This is a genomic window from Gaoshiqia hydrogeniformans, from assembly GCF_049347105.1.
GTDB classification, from domain to species: domain Bacteria; phylum Bacteroidota; class Bacteroidia; order Bacteroidales; family Prolixibacteraceae; genus Gaoshiqia; species Gaoshiqia hydrogeniformans.
In genome coordinates, this window is sequence record NZ_CP186334.1 from 1,020,472 (window position 1) to 1,039,807 (window position 19,336).

The window sequence follows — 19,336 nt, forward strand, 5'->3', positions numbered from 1 at the left end:
TAATTAATTTTTTATTCTTCTTTTCCTTTAATGAATAATGACTCATCACCAAATTCTCCGGTGCGTATGCGGTAGGATTCATCGATGGTGGAGATGAAAATCTTACCGTCGCCAATCTCGCCTGTTCTGGCGGCATTCATGATGGCCAAAACGGTTTTTTCAACATTTTTATCACGGACAATGATGGACAGGATGGTTCGCTCAATGGTGCTTGTATCGTAAGTCACACCGCGGTAAGTCCGTTCTTGCCTGGTTTGTCCTACACCGCGTGCATCCCAGAAGGAAAAGAATTCTATCCCGGCATCGTAAAGCGCTTCAGTCACTTCATCGAATTTGGTTTTTCTGATAATGGCTTCAATCTTTTTCATGTTGATCTGTTTTATTATAAAGAAATAGCTACAACAATGTAAAACTGTTCTCTTTCCGTGTTAAGGATGGCCGTGCCGCTTAGCGGGATGGAAAAAGAATCGGTGATTTTGATTTCTTTGGAGGTGCCAATGCCTACATTGCAAAGATTGAATTTACCATCGGAGGTGTGCCAACCGTCGCCGGCGCCTGCAAACAGGTTAACTTTGCCAACCGCCAGGCCGGCCTCGTAATACATGTCTTTTCCGGCCGATGCAGCTCCCCCTGCTTCGTTTAAGATATAATTGGCGGCAAGCGTGAGTGGCCCCGTTTCGAAACCTAAGTTTATTTCGAAGGCGTGGCTGCCGTTTTCTTTACTGGTTTCGAAGTAGTTTGTGCCGGGATAATAATAATCGGTCAGCCCAAGACTTAATCCAAAATCAAAGGATAAGGAGGTGTAAAGATCCATTTCCTGAAAACCGTCATATCCTTGTGATCCCCAGGCGCCGACCGAAAAAATTCCGGATGAATATTCGATGGAGGGTTGCAGGGATGGTCCGCTGAAGTTTGTACCACGCCATACATAACTGCTCACCAAATCAACGCCTGTACTCCAGGAACTTTCCTGTGCCTGTACGTTTAAAGCAAAAATAGTTGCCAATCCTAAAACTAAAAGCTTAATTGTCTTTTTCATAATGAAATTTTTAAGGGTTTAACTGAATTTTTTGTCATTAATTCTTTTTGGGTTTTGCTTTAACGTGTGTGATCTTTTAAAAATGCTCGTTTTTTTAAATGACCCCCCCTTTATTTTTAGATCTCCGCCTCAAAAGTAGAGATATTTGAAAACAATCAAAGTTAAAAATAGGGGGACTATTACTAATTAATGCAAAATTAACATACAATACCCCTAAAAAATGAATACTATCTGGCGAAAAAATACCAAAATGTCAGATTAAAGCATCAAAAACAGGGGGTCTAATCCAAAATAGTTGATTTTGTATCTGATTTTACTGTGTGTTTTATATTAAAATGTCATAAATCAATATAAATGGATATAAAAACAATATTTTGACAGATAATAAATAAATTAATATCTATTTGATATTATAATAGACTATATTATCTCTAAATGACATCTCAACTTAAACTATCCTGCGAAAAGATATCGTCAGTTCAATCGGGCTTGATAAAAGTTAAAATAAGTATCTTTGGCTAAAAATTTGATACAAAATGAAACTTTGGGACAAAGGCTATTCAGTTAATAAATTCATTGAAGATTTTACCGTTGGAAAAGACCGGGAACTTGATCTTTACCTGGCGAAATATGATGTACTGGGCTCTATGGCACATGCCACGATGCTGCAATCGATTGGTTTGCTGGAGAAAGAAGAACTGTACCAGTTGCTGACTGAGCTGAAAGCCATTTACCAAATGGCCGTTCAAGGCGAATTTGTAATTGAGGCAGGCGTTGAGGACGTTCATTCACAGGTAGAAACCATGTTGACCCGGAAACTTGGCGATGTAGGTAAAAAAATTCACAGCGGCCGGTCGCGTAACGACCAGGTGTTGCTCGACCTGAAGCTGTTTGCCCGGCACGAAATCCGTGAGATCGTTGAACTGGGCCATCACCTCTTCGACATTCTGATGGGACAGGCCGAAAAATATAAGGATTTTTTAATGCCGGGATATACCCATCTGCAGGTAGCCATGCCCTCATCTTTCGGCCTGTGGTTCAGCGCTTATGCCGAAAGCCTGACCGACGATTTTGTACTGTTGCAGGCGGCTTACCGGATCACCAATCAAAATCCGCTTGGGTCGGCTGCCGGTTACGGTTCTTCCTTTCCGCTCGACCGCCAGCAGACAACCGACCTGCTGGGTTTCGAGCAGATGAATTATAACGTGATTTATGCTCAGATGGGGCGCGGAAAGATGGAGAAAACAGTCAGTTTTGCAATGGCTTCCCTGGCTTCCACCCTTTCGAAACTGGCTTTTGACGTTTGCTTGTTTATGAGCCAGAATTTCGGATTCGTGTCCCTTCCCGATGAGCTGACAACCGGATCGAGCATTATGCCTCACAAGAAAAACCCCGATGTTTTTGAGCTTTTACGCTCACACTGCAATAAACTGCAAGCCTTACCCACCCAAATCACGCTGATGATCAATAATTTGCCCAGTGGTTATTTCCGCGACCTTCAAATTCTGAAAGAAGTATTTCTGCCGGCTTTCCGCGATTTGAAAAACTGTCTGGAAATTGCTGCCTTTGCCCTCTCTGAAATCTCGATAAAAAAGGACCTGCTGGAAGATGACCGTTATAAATACGTGTTCAGCGTTGAAGATGTGAACAAACTGGTCATGCAGGGTGTTCCGTTTAGAGATGCATACCGGCAAGTCGGCATGGAGATCCAATCCGGAAACTATGAACCCGACCGGAAAATTGAACACAGTCATGCCGGAAGCCTTGGAAACCTGTGTTTGCCCCAAATTGAAGACAAAATGAAATCGATTATTGGTCAGTTTTACTTCGAAAATATTGACACGGCTGTTAATAATCTGCTGAAATAAGAGCTTTCTGTTAATAAATCGTTATCTTTAAAATCAGATTTCTTTTTGGAAATTTTCTAAAAAGTAGACGTAAGTGCTTTTATTTCATGTGTTTAAACGAATTGTTTTTAAATAACAAAGAAATTTAGCATGTTGTCGAGCATCTTTTTTCAGGATAAAGATTGGTTGATAATCGATTTATGGCTATTTTTGCTTTCACTTCGTAAGTTTTTTGCGGGTTTTGCTTATAAATTCTAACCAATAATTAGGAATTGACAGTTTTGTCTTGTCTTATTGGTCAGGATACGTGAAGGTGGAATAAATAAAAAAGGTATACATGAAGCAGTTTAGATTTCCGAAAAAGCAGGGGATGTACGACTCTGCAAATGAGCATGACAATTGTGGGATTGGATTCGTGACTCATATTAAAGGACAGGCCTCGCATGACATTATCCAGCGAGGCTTACGGGTTCTTGAAAATCTGGATCACCGTGGCGCCACAAGCGCCGACAACTCGACGGGTGACGGAGCAGGTATTTTAATGCAGATTCCTCACGAATATTTTAAGGAGGTTGCTAAGATAAACCTGCCTGAAGCCGGTAAATACGGAACCGGTCTGATTTTTCTGCCCCATCTGGCTGCGGAAGCGGATATTTGTCTGGATGTTCTGACCAAACACATCAAAGAGGAAGGCCTGGAGTTGATCGCCTTCCGCGATGTTCCGGTTGACAGCTCGGCGCCGGGAGAAATTGCAAAAAAAACAGAGCCTGTCATCAAACAGGTATTTGTTAAAGCTAATTTAGAGCAGGAAGCGCTCGAACGCCGGTTATATATTGTGCGCAAACTGACTGAGCATGAAATTTACAGGTCGAACCTGAGTCAGAAAGAGGCTTTTTATCAGCCGAGCTTTTCTTCGCGGACCATTGTTTATAAAGGAATGCTTACCCCCTTCCAACTGGGCGAATATTTCAAAGACCTTCAGCACGAAAAACTGAAATCGGCCATTGCGCTTGTCCACTCCCGGTTTAGCACCAACACGTTTCCCACCTGGGATTTGGCCCAGCCATTTCGTTTCCTTGCCCACAACGGGGAAATCAATACGGTGAAAGGTAACCGGAAATGGATGCAGGCCCGCGAAGCGCTGCTGAAATCTGAAATTTTCGGTGAAGACCTGAAAAAATTACTGCCGGTGATCGAAGATGGAAAATCTGACTCTGCCTCATTCGACAACGTGCTCGAGTTCCTTCACCTCACCGGTCGTTCGCTGCATCACGCCCTGTGTATGATGATCCCGGAGTCGTTCAATGAGAAAAACCCGATCCCGGAAAGCCTGAAGGCGTTTTACGAGTATCATTCAACCATCATGGAACCCTGGGACGGCCCGGCCTCGATGGTGTTCTCCGACGGACGTTATATCGGCGGTACGCTCGACCGGAACGGTCTGCGCCCTTCGCGTTATGTCATTACCAAAAACGACCTGGTTGTAATGGGCTCCGAAGTTGGCGTTCAGCAGTTTGCACCCGACGAAATCAAAGAAAAAGGGCGTCTGAGACCAGGTAAAATTATGCTGATCGACACGAAGTTGGGAATTATCATCCCCGACAACGAAGTAAAATATGAGTTGAGTAAACGTAATCCGTACGATATGTGGTTAAAAGAAAACCGCATGCGGATGAAAGATATTAAAGTCAAAAACCGGGTACCCTCCGAACTGGAGAATTTTGAAACCCTCTCGAAAGTATTTTCATACTCGAAGGAAGATATGTACGAGATCATCCAGGGTATGGCTGTTTCGGCTGCCGAAGCCACCAGTTCGATGGGAAATGATACGCCCATAGCGATCTTTTCAGAAAAACCCCAGCTCTTTTTCAATTACTTTAAACAGATGTTCGCCCAGGTCACCAACCCTGCTATCGACCCGATCCGCGAAGGACTGGTGATGTCGCTGACCAACTACATCGGTTCATTGAGCTCGAATATTCTGAATGATAGCCCGGATCACTGCAAGCTGATCAAATTTGACAGCCCGCTGATCACCAATACCGACCTGGGCAAAATTAAAGACCTGAAAGATGAGATGTTCAGTCATCAGACCATCCCGATGGTTTTCCCTGTCAAAGAAGGAGAAGCCGGGTTCCGGAAAGCCTTTGAATCCATGCTGGAAATGGCTGAGAGAGCTGTTGACGAAAAGAAAAATTTCATCATTCTGTCCGACCGGGAGGTGAGCACCGAAAACGCGCCGTTCCCATCCTTGCTGGCTGTTTCTGCGGTTCATCATCACCTGATTTCCAAAAAGAAACGGATGCAGGTCGGTGTCATTGTTGAAACAGCCGAAGCCCGCGAAGTCAATCACTTTGCCCTCCTGCTGGGTTATGGGGCAAGCGTCATTAACCCGTATATGGCTTTTGCCGCCATCGACTACCTGGTGAAAGAAGGTAAAATTGAAATGGAATATAAGGAGGCCCGAAAAAATTACATCAAAGCGGTTGACAAAGGTTTATTAAAAATCATGTCGAAAATGGGGATCTCCACCCTGCGTTCATATCACGGGGCCCAAATGTTCGAAGCCATTGGCGTTAGCAACGAGCTGATTGATCAGTACTTCACCGGAACGACCTCCCGACTGAGCGGCATTGGGCTGAGCGAAATTGCGGAAGAATACAGGCGGATGCACGAAGCGGCATACCAAACCGTCGCAACTCCCGAGATATTCCGGTTCGAGAACGGCGGGGTTTACGCCTGGCGGAAGTATGGCGAGCACCACGCCTGGAATCCTGAAGCAATCGGTTTGTTACAATGGGCTACCCGGACCAACGATTACAGTAAATATAAAGAATACAGCAAGCTGGTTCAGCAGAACAACCAAAAACCCGGGTTTATTCGCGGATGTTTCAGGTTGAAGAAGAACAATCCCATCCCGCTCGATCAGGTAGAACCTGCTGAAAACATCATGAAACGCTTTGTAACCGGGGCGATGTCTTACGGCTCAATCAGTAAAGAAGCACACGAGACGCTGGCAATGGCCATGAATACGATTGGCGGACGCAGCAACACCGGCGAAGGCGGCGAAGATTCCGAACGTTTCGGAACACTGAAACAAAGCGCCATCAAGCAGGTTGCATCCGGACGGTTCGGGGTAACCAACAATTACCTGACCAATGCTTACGAACTGCAGATCAAAATCTGCCAGGGGGCGAAACCGGGAGAAGGAGGCCAGTTGCCGGGCTTTAAGGTGAATAAAATTATCGCTAAAACCCGTAATTCAACACCGGGAATTACCTTGATTTCGCCACCTCCCCATCACGATATTTATTCAATTGAAGACTTGTCTCAATTGATTTACGACCTGAAGGTAACCAACCCGCGCGCTAAAGTTTCGGTGAAGCTGGTAGCCGAAGCCGGCGTGGGAACAGTAGCAGCCGGCGTGGCCAAGGCTTATGCCGACCTGATCACCATTTCGGGGGGCGAAGGCGGAACAGGCGCCAGCCCGGCCAGTTCGATCAAACATGCCGGTTTGCCGGCCGAAATGGGAATTGCCGAAGCCCAGCAAACCCTGGTGATGAACAACCTGCGTGGACGAGTGAAGCTTCAGGTTGACGGACAACTGAAAAACGGGCACGACGTGATTACGATGGCTTGCCTGGGCGGCGAGGAATTTGGTTTCTCCACCTCTGCCCTAATTGTCATGGGTTGCATCATGATGCGTAAATGTCACCTGAATACCTGCCCGGCCGGTATTGCCACACAGGATAAAGACCTGCGCAAACGCTTTATCGGTAAATCCGAATTCGTCGTTAATTTCTTCCGCTTTATCGCCGAAGAAGTCCGCGAGTATATGGCCGAAATGGGCGTCAGCAAATTCGATGACCTGGTAGGCCGTACCGATTTGCTTGAAGTGGACCCGGCTGTCGGGAACTGGAAAATGAAAAAAATCGATTTCTCCAAAATCCTGTATTTGCCCGAAGAAGCAAAAGAATTCGATATCCGGAACACCTTCCCGAATGTGAAGTCGATTGAAGATCACCTGGATCACAAACTAATCCTGGATGCCAGTAAGGCGATTAAAGGAAAAGAAAAAGTCTGGATCTCATATCCCATTGTGAATACCGACCGGACCATCGGCGCCATGTTGTCGGGCGAAATCTCAAAACGCTACGGCGAAGAAGCCCTGGCTGAAGATACCATTAACTGCACCTTTAAAGGAACGGCCGGGCAAAGTTTCGGTGCCTTTATGGTAAAAGGCATCACATTCCGCCTTGAGGGCGACGCGAACGATTACATCGGAAAAGGACTCTCGGGCGGTAAAATTGTGGTGGTTCCGCCAACCGGATCAACATTTAAACCGGAAGAGAATATTATTGTCGGGAACACCACCTTTTATGGAGCGACCAGTGGTGAAGGGTATATCCGGGGAGTTGCCGGCGAACGTTTCTGTGTTCGTAACTCTGGCGCAAAAACCGTAGTCGAAGGAACCGGAGACCACTGCTGCGAATACATGACCGGCGGACGCGTTGTTGTGCTGGGCCGTACCGGGCGGAACTTTGCCGCCGGGATGAGCGGTGGTATCGCCTACGTGCTCGATGTTGACGGTAACTTTGATTATTACTGCAACAAAGGTCTGGTTGAATTGTCGCCGGTTGAAGACAAATCGGATGTGGATGAACTGCAGGAAATGATTAGCAAACACCTGTTATATACCCAAAGTTCTTTGGCTGCCGATATTCTGACCAATTGGGAAGAATACCTGCCGAAATTCGTAAAAGTCATACCGTTTGAATACAAGAAAGTACTCGAGGAAATGAAACTGCGGGAAATTGAACGTAAATTACAATTAACGGAAGACGACCCCACGCGTCACGAGTAAGAAAGAACTTAAAGAATTTAATAGAAAAGACTTAGAAGTATTATGGGAGATCCAAGAGGTTTTATAAAAGTAGTCCGCAAGGAAGGCGGCTACCGGCCTGTAAAAGAAAGAATATACGACTACGGGGAAGTTGAACAAACCCTGAACGAAGACGACAGAAGGTTGCAGGCGTCACGCTGCATGGATTGCGGAGTTCCGTTTTGCCACTGGGGATGCCCGGTAGGAAGTAAAATTCCGGAATGGCAGGATGCCTTGTTCCGCAAAGACGATCGCGAAGCATACGAAATACTTCACTCAACCAATAGTTTTCCGGAGATTACCGGCCGTATTTGTCCGGCTCCCTGCGAAAAAGCCTGCGTGCTGAATATTCACAACGACCCGGTGACCATCCGCGAAAACGAATGCTCAACCGTTGAGCGGGCGTTTGAGCAGGGGTATATTGTGCCAAATCCCCCGAAGGTACGCAGCGGGAAAAAAGTGGCGGTCATCGGTTCCGGTCCGGCCGGTCTTTCGGCTGCCGACTTGCTGAATCGTGCCGGTCATACCGTAACGGTTTATGAAAAGAATGACGCCATCGGCGGTTTGTTACGCTATGGTATACCCGATTTTAAATTGAATAAAGGAGTGATTGACCGGCGTTTGGCGATTTTCGAAGCAGAAGGCCTCATCCTGAAAACCAATGTCACGGTTGGCGTTGATGTCAGCCGGGATGAACTTCTGGCCGAATTCGATGCGGTAGTGCTGGCAACAGGCGCCGAGCAGCCGCGCGATCTGGGCGTTGAAGGCCGTGAGCTGGAGGGCGTTTATTTCGCGATGGAGTTTCTGACACAACAGAATAAAGTGGTAGCCGGCCAAAAAATCCCGGACGATATCCGCCTCTCGGCCGAAGGAAAACATGTACTGGTTATTGGCGGCGGCGATACGGGTTCCGACTGCGTGGGGACTTCCATCAGGCATAAAGCAGCCAGTGTTACCCAAATTGAGATTATGCCCAAACCCCCGGTCGAGCGGACCGACGATGCTCCCTGGCCATACTGGCCAAACACCCTGCGTACTTCGAGTTCGCACCTGGAAGGCTGCAACCGCCGCTGGGCGCTGTCGACCAAAAGGTTAATCGGCGAAAACGGGAAAGTGAAAGAAGCCGAGATTGTTGAGGTAAAATGGGACAAAGACGAAAAAGGCCGCTGGGTGATGGCTGAAGTTCCCGGTACCGAAGAAATCATTAAAGCGGAACTGGTTTTGTTATCGATGGGCTTTACCCAGCCGGTACATGTTGGTTTGCTCGATGAACTGGGGGTTGAATATGATGCCCGCGGGAACGTGAAAGTGAAAGCCAACAAACAAACGTCGGTGGAAAAAATCTTTGCCGCCGGGGATATTGAGCGCGGAGCAAGCCTGGTTGTCCACGCCATTGAGGCCGGAAAAGTAGCCGCAGCCAATGTCCACCAATTTTTAAGCTAATACCCATCTGATATTGCATAGCAAATTTCAACATGAATCCCGCTCCGGCGGGATTCTTTTGCAAATGGAGGCTTGTTTATTACTCGAAACAAAACATTCGGTACGTCATTATTCCTTCAACGCATCCAATAAAATCTCGACGGGGTGCTGCGCTTGCCTTCCGGTTCCATCCTTAATCTGGTGACGACACGATGTTCCGGGAGCAACAATCCGGGTTTCGGGCGCCGTTTTCCTGACTTCCGGGAAGAGAACCAGTTCCCCGATTTTCATGCTCAGTTCGTAATGCTCCTTCTCGTAGCCAAACGAACCGGCCATGCCGCAACAACCGCTTTTGATTTCCTCCACCCTGAAATTGACGGGTAACGACAACATCGTCTTTGTGGCCTCAGTTGATGCAATGGCTTTTTGCTGGCAATGCCCGTGCAGCTTAATCTGCCGGGGCTCTGTGGTGAACTGTTCCGGTTTTATCAAGCCTTTTTCTGCCTCCCGGACGATAAATTCATCCAACATCAGGGCGTTTTTTGCCAGCCTGGCAGCCGCTTCCTGCAAAGTTCCGGTAAGCAGTTCAGGGTATTCGTCCCTGAAAGTTAAAATGGCCGAAGGTTCAATGCCAACAAGCGGCGTTTCATCAGTAATCAGGTCTTTCAGCAGCATGACATTTTCGGCAGCCACTTTTTTGGCTGTTTTCAGCAATCCTTTTGATAAAAAGGTCCGGCCGCTTTCAATGTGTTTCGGAATGGCCACCTCATAGCCCAACTTGCTCAGTAACAAGATGGTTTTGATCCCGATCTCACTTTCGTTGAAGTTGCTAAATTCGTCGGCAAACAGGTAAACTTTTTTGTTTTTACCTGACTTTGGCAAGCGGCGGTTTTGTTTGTCCCATTTTTTCAAGGTGATTTTCGACAAAGCCGGAACCGACCGTTCTTTTGCAAAACCAATGGTTTGTTTAAATAAATCACTGCCGGTCAGAAAATTGGTCATGGGACGAAAGGCCATTCCCAGCCGGTTTAGCCGTGGTAAGTATGCGATCAGCCTGGTTCGCAGCGGTATCGGATGGCTTTCGTAGTAATGCTGTAAAAATTCGGCTTTCAGTTTGGCCATATCCACATTCGACGGACATTCTGATTTACAGGCCTTGCACGAGAGGCATAAATCCATCACTTCATACAGTTCGCGGTGGTCAAATGGATTTTTTTTGTCAGAACGGGTAAGAAACTCGCGCAACAGGTTAGCTCGCCCGCGGGTGGTTTTATCTTCGTCGCGGGTAGCCATAAAGGTTGGGCACATGGTTCCGCCAATCAACGAACTTTTCCGGCAATCGCCCGAGCCGCTGCATTTTTCGGCAGCATACAGCAGGCCGCTTTTTTCAGGAAAAGGGAAGCTTGTTTCGATCTTTTTTGCAGGTTGATCAAGCAGGTAGCGCATGTTTTCGACAACCGACGGCGTATCGGTAATTTTTCCCGGGTTCAGAATCTGATCGGGGTCCCAGGCTTTTTTCAGTTCTTTCAATAGCCGGTAATTGTGCATACCTAGCATTAAGGGGATGAATTCGCCGCGCAAACGTCCGTCTCCATGTTCGCCGCTTAGCGAGCCACGGTACTTTTTAACCAGCAGCGCGATATCTTTAGCCAATTTGTAATAGGTGGCTACATCATCCGAATCTTTCAGGTTGAGCAGTGGACTCAGGTGTAATTCGCCGGTTGCCAGGTGGGCGTAGTAAGCACATTCGATCTGATGTTTTTGAAGGATTTGTTCCACTTCAGTGATGAATTCGGGGTAAACTTCCGGATACACCGCCGTATCTTCAATCACCTGCACACTGCGTTTGTCGCCCGGGATATTCAGCAACACTCCCAGGCCGGCCTTGCGTAAGTCCCAAAGTTTAGCGATGTCGCCGGCTTCGGTATACAGCGGAAAATGATAACCGTATCCGGCATTTTTCAGGTCGAGTTCCAGTTGCCGGGCTTTTTGATGGATTTCATCCGGATCGTCGCTTTCAAATTCAATAAATAAGACCACCTTCGGATCACCTTTAATGAAAAAGCGGTTTTTCCGTTGTTCAATATTGTCTTTGGTACAGTTCAGAATGTAATCATCGGTTAATTCAATGGCCACCGGTTGATGTTTCAACGCGATGATATTTGCTTTGGCAGCTTCCTGCATGCTGGTAAAATGGGCGCAAACCAACCCTTTATATGTTGCAGGGAGCGGTATCAGGTTAAGTTTGATTTTAGTTGAGAAAGCAAGGGTGCCCTCTGACCCGGCCAGGAGCTTGCTGACATTGATTTTTTGTCCGTTCCCGGTAAACGGGTCCGTTTCAAGAAGAACATCCAGCGCATAACCATTATTGCGCCGTCTGATCCGGGGATCGGGAAACTCTTTGCGGATTTCGGCCTGATTTTCCGGAACCGACAGGATCTCGTTGATTTTGTTATAAATTTTCGTCTCCAGCAAATCGGGATTACCATTACATTTCTGTTCGAAGGCATCGGTACTCAGCTCACCAAAAGTAACTTCCGAGCCATCGGACAGAATTGTTTCCACTTCCAGGATATGATCGCGCACACTTCCGTAAGCCAATGAATGGAGGCCGCAGGAGTTATTGCCCAGCATGCCGCCAATGACACAGCGGTTGGCCGTTGAGGTCTCGGGACCGAACTGCAGGCCAAACGGCGCCAGAAACTGGTTGAGTTCAGCCAGCACAACCCCCGGTTCTACCCAAACCCAGCGTTCTTCGATATTCAATTCAAGAATACGGTTCATGTATTTCGACACATCCACCACGATGCCCGGGCCAACCACTTGTCCGGCCAGCGAAGTTCCTGCTCCTCTCGGAATGATGGAAGTTTTGTTTTTACCGGCAAAAGCGATCAGCTTTTTAATATCTTCCTTGTTTTTGGGCCGGGTAACTGCCAGCGGCAATTCGCGGTACGACGACGCGTCGGTAGCATACAAAATCCGGTGGGTGCGATCGGTATAAACATCACCTGTGATGTTTCCGGCCAACTCGCTAAATTGGGTTGAAGGGCTCTGTTTCATAAGGGGCATAAATCTCTGTGCGGGAAAATAAACTGCTGTAAACCGGCCTCAAATATAACTAATCCATTCCTGCAAAGTTTCGCGAGGTATCATCAATTATCAACACCCAGTCGTCCGAATTGCCGGTTGATGGCGGACTGAACCGGATGACTCCTTTATTTTTAAAGGTTCCCGCTTCACTTACTTCTCCGTTTCGCGGATTATACCAGGACGCTTTTACCTTCTTTCCGGAGATTTTGCCCATTCTCACCTCAAAAGGAAGTCCCGATGATGAATAAATAAAGGCATAATCATTTCCCCGGGTAGCCTGGATCCGTTCCCGGTAAGGTTCCGGACTGTCAACGATCAGGGATTGATCGGGCACCCGGTCCAACATCGGACGAGACTCCATTAATTTTCGTACAAAGGTCATTGATTGGGCGCCGGGCAGATCCAGTGAGTCGAACCAGGGTTTTGTTGCATGGATCTGGGGTTTTCTTTCCGGTGCGTACATTTGCCAGATGTTGTTGCAGCCGTAGGTGTGCCCGTGTGCCCCGGCAAACAGGCTCAGGTAAGCTTTTCTCCGGATATCATTGGGGTCGGCATAACCGTTTTTCAAATCAAAACAAACCGGGATCTCTTCATACATGGGTTCGCCGTCCATGGTTGGTTTTACCGGCGAGAGGCCGTAATCGTGGCTGATTTTTTCCCATACCTTGGTGTCGGCACAATGGCTGGTTTGCAGCATGTTGAAATCCAGCCAGTCATCCTGGTGAAACCAGGCCGACGAGGCCGTTTGGGGGTGGAAAGTCATCAATGCCTTGTCATTTCCACCCACGGCCTCGGTGATCCCCCGGGCCATGGCGCGCCAAACTCCGGCGTCATCAGTTCCGTCTCTCGGATTTCTGTCGCCGCCGATTACCCAAATGATATTTGCCTGATTTTTATAGCGGTTACCAATAAACTTTCCGTATGCATAGGCATTCTCCCGGTTGAATATTTCCGGCCCGGTTCCCCATTTTGCCTTGAAGAGTTTATCACCCCAGGTGGGGAGCAACGCGATATGTAAACCATATTCTTCGGCTTTTTTGATGATGTAATCAACCTGTTCAAAATAAGCCTCATCCGGTCTGGCCGGGTCGTGATTAATTAAAGGTGTTGCCCCGTAGGCATTCGGATCGTTCAGTCCGTCGTGTTCGGCCAGCACCACCGCCTGAATTACCGTAAACCCTTTTTCGGCCCGGTCTTTCAGATAAAGACTGGCTTCGGCCCGGTTTAGCCGGTGAAATAACTCCCACGCTGTATCTCCAAGGTAAAAGAAGGGACTGCCGTCGTGGTAAACAAGATAACGCCCGTTATCGCTGACGCGAAGGTCGGATTGCGCTCCTGAAAAAAACGGGAAAAACAGGATTGAAAAAATGGCAACAACTATTCGTTTCATATAACAGGCAATTATTCTGATGACAACTGTTCCGGACTTATTGGTTCAGGACCGGGGTCGCGACTTCAGTTTTTGCTTCAGCCGGACGATAAAGAAGCGTATAGCTTGAGTTCCATTCCGGATGGTCTTCCGAACTCAGTTCAATGGTTATTTTGTTGGTGTCAAAGTAAGGTAACAGGTAACGGACGGAAGGTCCGGCGAGATTTTCGTTTTTTTCAACGGAAAGATAATCCCAGTTCAGGAGCACAAGCCGTTGATCTCCGGCGACAAGCGATGCGGTTATTTTTCCGCCTGGCAGATCTTCGTACCGGTCATTCAGGATAAAAAGGTCGCAGGTAAAAGGTTCTCCTTCCTGCCACCTGAACTTCGGAATCCGGGCGCTGGCCAAAACCGGGCGGCAAGACGCGCTGACATCATAAAATGCAGGTTTCGGGTTATTGGGATAGTTGATCAGGCTGTTATTGGCGGCTGTTGGCCAGGGTTCGTTATAACACCAATTCAGGGCCATCGAACAATACGGTTTCTGGCGTCGTGCTTCTTCAAAAATACATTTATACCCTTCGGATTGAAGCCATTGCCCGGCAGTAACCAGTTCTTCGAGCGAAGCCGCTTCTCCGAAATAGTCGGTCAGCAAGTCTTTCATCAGCCAGGTATCGCCCATCCAGGCACCGAACGCGTGATGACTTTCCCAACTTGTTCCTTCGCGGGGAGGAAAAAGTTCATCCTGGGGAATGATCTGCTTCAGAATTTCCACCGGAGAAGGGCCAGGCATTCCAAATTCGGTATAAGCGGTGTTTCGCGCTTTCGGCATCACTTCAAAAACTTCTTTGCCGGTATTCAGATCGCGGAAAACATAATTGCCATGTCCTACCCCGGCAACAGGAGCCGTTGGGATAAAAGGCGTTTGCGGATCCAAATGGTAACACAAACTGTTCAGCAGGCGAAGCGCGAGCGATTGATCGGTCATGCCCGACCAGTTATTAAACAGCTCGTTACCTCCGCACCACATGACATTGGAAGGATGTGGCGCTATTTTTTGAATGATGGACCGGGCCTCCTGTTCCAATACGCCCAGGTATTTGGGCGTTCCTTCATAATTGTTACATGCCAAAGGAAATTCGGTCCATACCATAATCCCTTTTTCATCGCATAAATCGTAAAATGACTGTTTGTTTACAATTCCGCCACCCCAAACCCGGAGCAGGTTAAAATTGGCTTCGAGCGCCCGGTCAAGAAGCTCGTTGTAGCGTTCTTTTGTGATGATTCCGGGAAAAATTTCGGGATTGACCCAGTTTGTGCCTTTCGAAAATATCCTCCGGTTATTGATTTCGATGGTCATTGGCGGATAACTTCGTGATTTTGGAAAGTCGTTGGGTTCATCCCAGGTCCCCTCATTCATCACCAGGCGAATTTGCCGGAAACCGATCTTCTGTTGTTTGGTGTCCAATATCTTTCCTTTGTCATCTTTCAGGATGATTTTTGATACATACAAGGGCTGTTTTCCATGATCGTGCGGCCACCACAACCGCGGGTTTTTAAGTGATGCAGTGAGTTCCTGTTTATCCGCAACCCTGCCTTTTTCCGACAGAACCACCTTTCCGTCGGGAGCGGTTAAGGTCCATTCGAACGTTTTCCCGGGTTCATTTTGGCTGCTCAATAAAACTTTGATGGTGGCCTGTTCCAGGTTCTGCGACAAAATGTATTTGGTTGAAAAATCAGTTATCCGGTTCCGGTTGAGGATTTGGAAGTATGTTTCGTCCCAAATTCCCAGCGGTACCAGACGGGGATGCCAATCCCAGCCGTAACTGACTGCCGGTTTTACGCTCTGCGCCGCCTGGTCGCGATTAACAGGCTTTCCCGGAATTTTTGGTACCGGAAAGATGGTTATTTGCAGTTCATTATCGTCCTGCAAAAAAGCCGTCAAGTCGAGCTCAACCCGGGAAAACATGCCTTCCTGGTAAAAAACAGGCTGGTCATTAATTCTGATTTCAAATTCATAGTCAATACCTTCCGAAATAAAACAGAACTGCTCGCCGGCTTTCAGTACCGGTTTTTTAAAGCTTGTTTGATAGGTCCAGAACACATCTTCCATCCAGGAATAGTCTTTCCAGTTTTCGGCATAATAGAACTTGCCCCAGTTGTTGGCTTTGGCGTAGTCAAGCTGAACTGCTCCGGGAACTTCTGCCGGCATCCACTTTTCGGGTCGGTTCTCTTTTTGATGATGAAACCCGACCTGCCATTCCGGAATTGTATTTTTAGCTTCCGCTTCTTTACACAAAAAGATGGATAATAGCAGGATAATCAGGATATGGTATTTCTTCATGATGTTAAATTTTTATATTTCATTTTGTTTTGTTCTCAAAACCATTTGATGATTTCGCCGGCAATCAGCTCATGACCTTTCCTGTTGGGGTGATTGACATGCGACATATAATCTTTAACGGAACCAGCTTGTCTGACTATTTCCTGAAATTTCGTAAATGGATCGGCCAACCCCACATGGTATTCTGAGGCTAATTCTCTGATTTGCGCAGCATGTTTAACCAGCGGATTCTCCGTATCGAGGATATCCTGTCGCTGGTCAGGCGACGGGGTAAGCAGGATCACCGGAATGTTTTGCTTTTGTGCTGTTTCAATCATTTTTTGCCAGGCCGCACGCGACCGTTCAAGACCGGCGCCCAAGTCATTCAGCGCATAATCAATGAAGATTACATCAGGCTTATGAGGCAAAACGTCGGAAGCAAAGCGGGTCTGCCCTTTCTCGGCATATTCGCCTCCTATAGCCGTAACAATCACGTTGATCACGGCATGTGGGTAAATTTCTTTCAATTTGGCAAGCACCAGATTTGGATATGAATCCAAGGTATGCACTTCGGACTTATGCCAGTATCCGGCCGGAACCGAATGCCCGTGAAACACCAGGTTAATGGTCCGGTTATTTGGCCATTTTATTTGCAACTCATCTTTAATTGCTAAAAGGTAGGCCGACTGATCGGCCACCCACGTTTCCTGGGCATTCGAACGTCCCCCGAATACGGACAGCACCAAAATCACTAAAAAATATTTCCTCATCATTTTATACCAATTGTTACCATGATACCACTAAGGTTCCGCTTACGCCTTCCACTTTGTAGTTGTTGCCAAATGCTTCTTCACCTTTCTGAAAATCGAGCTGTCCTTTTTTCCAGGGATAACCGGCATTCAGGTAAAAGTGAATCTGATCTTCGCTAATTCCGTCATCTGGGAAAATACGAACGGTGGCGTTTTCCAGTCCCGAAACCTGTAGCCGCCGGCTGATGCCGAGTTCGCCCGAGTGCATTTCTTTACAGGATACCACGCCGTTGACCTGTTCTACAAAAACGCGGCATTCCCGGTTCCACGAGGTCGGAAAGTGATAGACAGAATGGCCATTTTCCAGCCCGGTATCGTAACCCAGCAAAACGGGAGCGCCGGGCGCCAGTTTAAAACGATGTTTTACGGTGGTGTTGGGAACGTAACCGGCAAAGAAATAGCCGTTGTTACTTCTCGAAATACTTAACACCGGGCTTTTTACCGCCGGACTGTTTTTGTCGGTGGCATAGCTGAATCCAAGTTCGCTTAGTACATACCGCAGATAATTCGGGCTGGTAAAGTAGCGGGTCGGATCGTCGGGTTCAAGTAAACGTTTTCCTGTAAAATGAGAAGAATTGGTACCCCTCACATAGGCAATTTTTCCGCCCGACCAGTCGAGATGAGACCGGATCCAGGCCATGTCGCGGGCTGCTGATGCTTGTTTGGCCTGGGCAAGTAACTTGGTGGACGCATCCTGCTTGTTTTTCACGGTTGAACGGAGCCCTCCTCCCGAAAAAAGCGCCTCGTGCCTGATGACTGCAGGATCGGCCTGTTGCAGCGCATCCAACCGGTAGTTTCTTGAAATCGTCAGTTCACCCGACAAAGGCGACACATTTTCAAGATTAAGCATGGCTAAAAATTCCTCGCCGGCATAATCGGCCGGACCATAAATGACAGCTTGCCCGCCTTGCTGAATAAAGCTGATCAGTTCTTTTTCGTAGGCTGAGCCGGCATCGGGGACAATCGAAAGCAGCACAGATTGATTAAACAGCCCGGGCTTTTCGGAAAGGGCTTTTCCAAAATTGCCGGTCGAAATAACCGTATTCAGCGGCAAGCCGTTGTTGATGGCCTGACGGATATACCAGTCGCCGTAATAAATTTCCGGCAAACGCTCCTGCTGGTTGTGCACCCACGCATGGTATTCGTCAAAGGGGTAAACCCAAACCAACGGGCCCGGTGCGGTTGGCGAATCATACCGGGCTTTCAGAATGTGCGGAATCACCTCGTCGGGTACCTGAGTGGGCATGTTGCCAAATGAATCATCAATCGTCAGGAAATTCAGATGGGTTGGCAGGGTGATTTCGCCTTTTTCGTTGATACGCGACACAGCCATCGGCAGATAAATATCGTGTGGTTCGCGTCCGTAACGGTCGAGCCAGGGGCTGTTCAACCACCAGGGATCGTGCGTGTAATAGCGGAAGATGTACCGGTCGTCGGGCAGTTCAGAGATGCGCGACATGTAACCAACCATTTCGAGTCCGAAGTCGCCGTCGAGGGCAGCCCAGGGCGAATTGGGCGGAGGAAGGATGTTAAAGCCGCCATTGTAAATGGCTTTTAAATCAACGCCGTCTTTAGCCAGGTCGATTCCGGCAGACAGGTTGGTTCCCCGGGTTTCAATCCGGAAGTCGGGACATTCAGCCCGGAACAGGTTCCAAAAATTGATGATCTTTTCTCTCGTATCCGGCAGCTTTTCCGCGTCAAAACCGGTTCCGGTAAAAATGGTTCCGGTGGATGACCAGGGTTCCATGCCAAAACCAAAACCGTTGCTGAACCAAATATAATCAAAGCCCAGATCGGTGAGAAAATGTTGACTTTGCCGGCCAAAAAAGGTTCCAAAAGGCGTGTTTGCCGGAATACCGTCGGGGTAACCGGCATACGACTCATCATCGGCGTTCAGGGTGGCATAGCTGAATACAAAAGATTTCTCACCCATGGCGCTTCCTTCCAGTATTTCCGGGTGTTTTTCGTATTTGAACGGCGATTTGGCAAATTCGGGCCCCGGGTCAAAAGTCGCTCCGATCCGCACCGGTTTCCCGGTAATCGATTCGCCGGTTTCTTTCAGGATGCTGACAATGATTTTCAGGTCTTTGTAGGTGAAGTCCGGCGGATTTTCAAGATACAAATAGGCCCTTTCGTGCAATGAAAGTTCTTGGGGCCCTGAACCGATTTCATGTTCGGTGTTGGGATTGCCGATGTATTTTGCCCATTCCAAGGGTTGATCCGGTTTTCCTGAGTAGTTCAGAATTTCAGAGCCGTCGCTGGTCCACAACATGACTGAGATGGTGTCGGCATGGCGCAGCAACGAATGCCATTGCATAAACATTTCGGCGGCCACTTTCCGGTAATAAGGTTCACTCTTTTCTTTGAAAGGCTTTAAGGAAGCTTCCAGGGTAATGTTGTGGAATGACTGGCCTTTTAACGAAGAATCAATCAGGGACACAGTATGATTTTTTTCCGTTCCGGTCTGGCAGCTTAGCAGAAACAGGAACAAAACATACCAACATAACTTTAATCGTTTTATTATCATCATCATTGAAACGTTTTTTAGAGCTGTC

Annotated in this window: 10 protein-coding genes; 3 read left to right on the forward strand and 7 right to left on the reverse strand. The window is 47.7% G+C overall.

What is annotated here, in order from left to right; all coding sequences use genetic code 11:
• Nucleotides 1-11: 11 nt before the first annotated feature.
• Both ACOIT5_RS04280 and ACOIT5_RS04285 read right to left on the reverse strand, forming a co-directional pair.
• The gene (locus tag ACOIT5_RS04280; RefSeq protein ID WP_423129229.1) at nucleotides 12-368 is read right to left on the reverse strand and encodes a P-II family nitrogen regulator; all 357 of its coding nucleotides are present in this window, start codon (nucleotides 366-368) and stop codon (nucleotides 12-14) included.
• Nucleotides 369-382: 14 nt separating this feature from the next.
• A complete protein-coding gene (locus tag ACOIT5_RS04285; RefSeq protein WP_423129230.1) occupies nucleotides 383-1,039 on the reverse strand; it encodes a TorF family putative porin in 657 nt (218 codons plus the stop codon).
• Nucleotides 1,040-1,575: 536 nt separating this feature from the next.
• On the opposite strand from ACOIT5_RS04285, the gene argH reads away from it, so the two are divergent.
• From argH to ACOIT5_RS04300, 3 genes are all read left to right on the forward strand, one after another.
• The gene (gene argH / locus ACOIT5_RS04290; RefSeq protein WP_423129231.1) at nucleotides 1,576-2,907 is read left to right on the forward strand and encodes an argininosuccinate lyase; all 1,332 of its coding nucleotides are present in this window, start codon (nucleotides 1,576-1,578) and stop codon (nucleotides 2,905-2,907) included.
• Between the two features lie 316 nt (nucleotides 2,908-3,223).
• Entirely contained in the window at nucleotides 3,224-7,750 is a 4,527-nt protein-coding gene (gene gltB / locus ACOIT5_RS04295) for a glutamate synthase large subunit (protein ID WP_423129232.1), read from the forward strand.
• Nucleotides 7,751-7,792: 42 nt separating this feature from the next.
• Nucleotides 7,793-9,211 carry a glutamate synthase subunit beta gene (locus tag ACOIT5_RS04300; RefSeq protein ID WP_423129233.1) on the forward strand — a complete coding sequence of 473 codons (1,419 nt, stop codon included), beginning with the start codon at nucleotides 7,793-7,795 and terminating at the stop codon, nucleotides 9,209-9,211.
• 108 nt (nucleotides 9,212-9,319) lie between these two features.
• Here ACOIT5_RS04300 and ACOIT5_RS04305 read toward each other — a convergent pair whose 3' ends face one another.
• Genes ACOIT5_RS04305 through ACOIT5_RS04325 form a run of 5 tightly spaced genes read right to left on the reverse strand, consistent with a single transcriptional unit; the run spans nucleotide 9,320 to nucleotide 19,314 of the window.
• The gene (locus ACOIT5_RS04305; RefSeq protein WP_423129234.1) at nucleotides 9,320-12,250 is read right to left on the reverse strand and encodes an FAD-binding and (Fe-S)-binding domain-containing protein; all 2,931 of its coding nucleotides are present in this window, start codon (nucleotides 12,248-12,250) and stop codon (nucleotides 9,320-9,322) included.
• A gap of 58 nt (nucleotides 12,251-12,308) precedes the next feature.
• Nucleotides 12,309-13,670 carry a glycoside hydrolase family 140 protein gene (locus ACOIT5_RS04310; RefSeq protein ID WP_423129235.1) on the reverse strand — a complete coding sequence of 454 codons (1,362 nt, stop codon included), beginning with the start codon at nucleotides 13,668-13,670 and terminating at the stop codon, nucleotides 12,309-12,311.
• A gap of 37 nt (nucleotides 13,671-13,707) precedes the next feature.
• Nucleotides 13,708-15,993 carry a glycoside hydrolase family 2 protein gene (locus ACOIT5_RS04315; RefSeq protein WP_423129236.1) on the reverse strand — a complete coding sequence of 762 codons (2,286 nt, stop codon included), beginning with the start codon at nucleotides 15,991-15,993 and terminating at the stop codon, nucleotides 13,708-13,710.
• A gap of 35 nt (nucleotides 15,994-16,028) precedes the next feature.
• Nucleotides 16,029-16,745, reverse strand: a complete 717-nt coding sequence (locus ACOIT5_RS04320; protein ID WP_423129237.1) for an SGNH/GDSL hydrolase family protein — start codon at nucleotides 16,743-16,745, stop codon at nucleotides 16,029-16,031.
• A 13-nt stretch (nucleotides 16,746-16,758) separates the two neighbouring features.
• Nucleotides 16,759-19,314 carry a hypothetical protein gene (locus ACOIT5_RS04325; RefSeq protein ID WP_423129238.1) on the reverse strand — a complete coding sequence of 852 codons (2,556 nt, stop codon included), beginning with the start codon at nucleotides 19,312-19,314 and terminating at the stop codon, nucleotides 16,759-16,761.
• Nucleotides 19,315-19,336 lie beyond the last annotated feature (22 nt).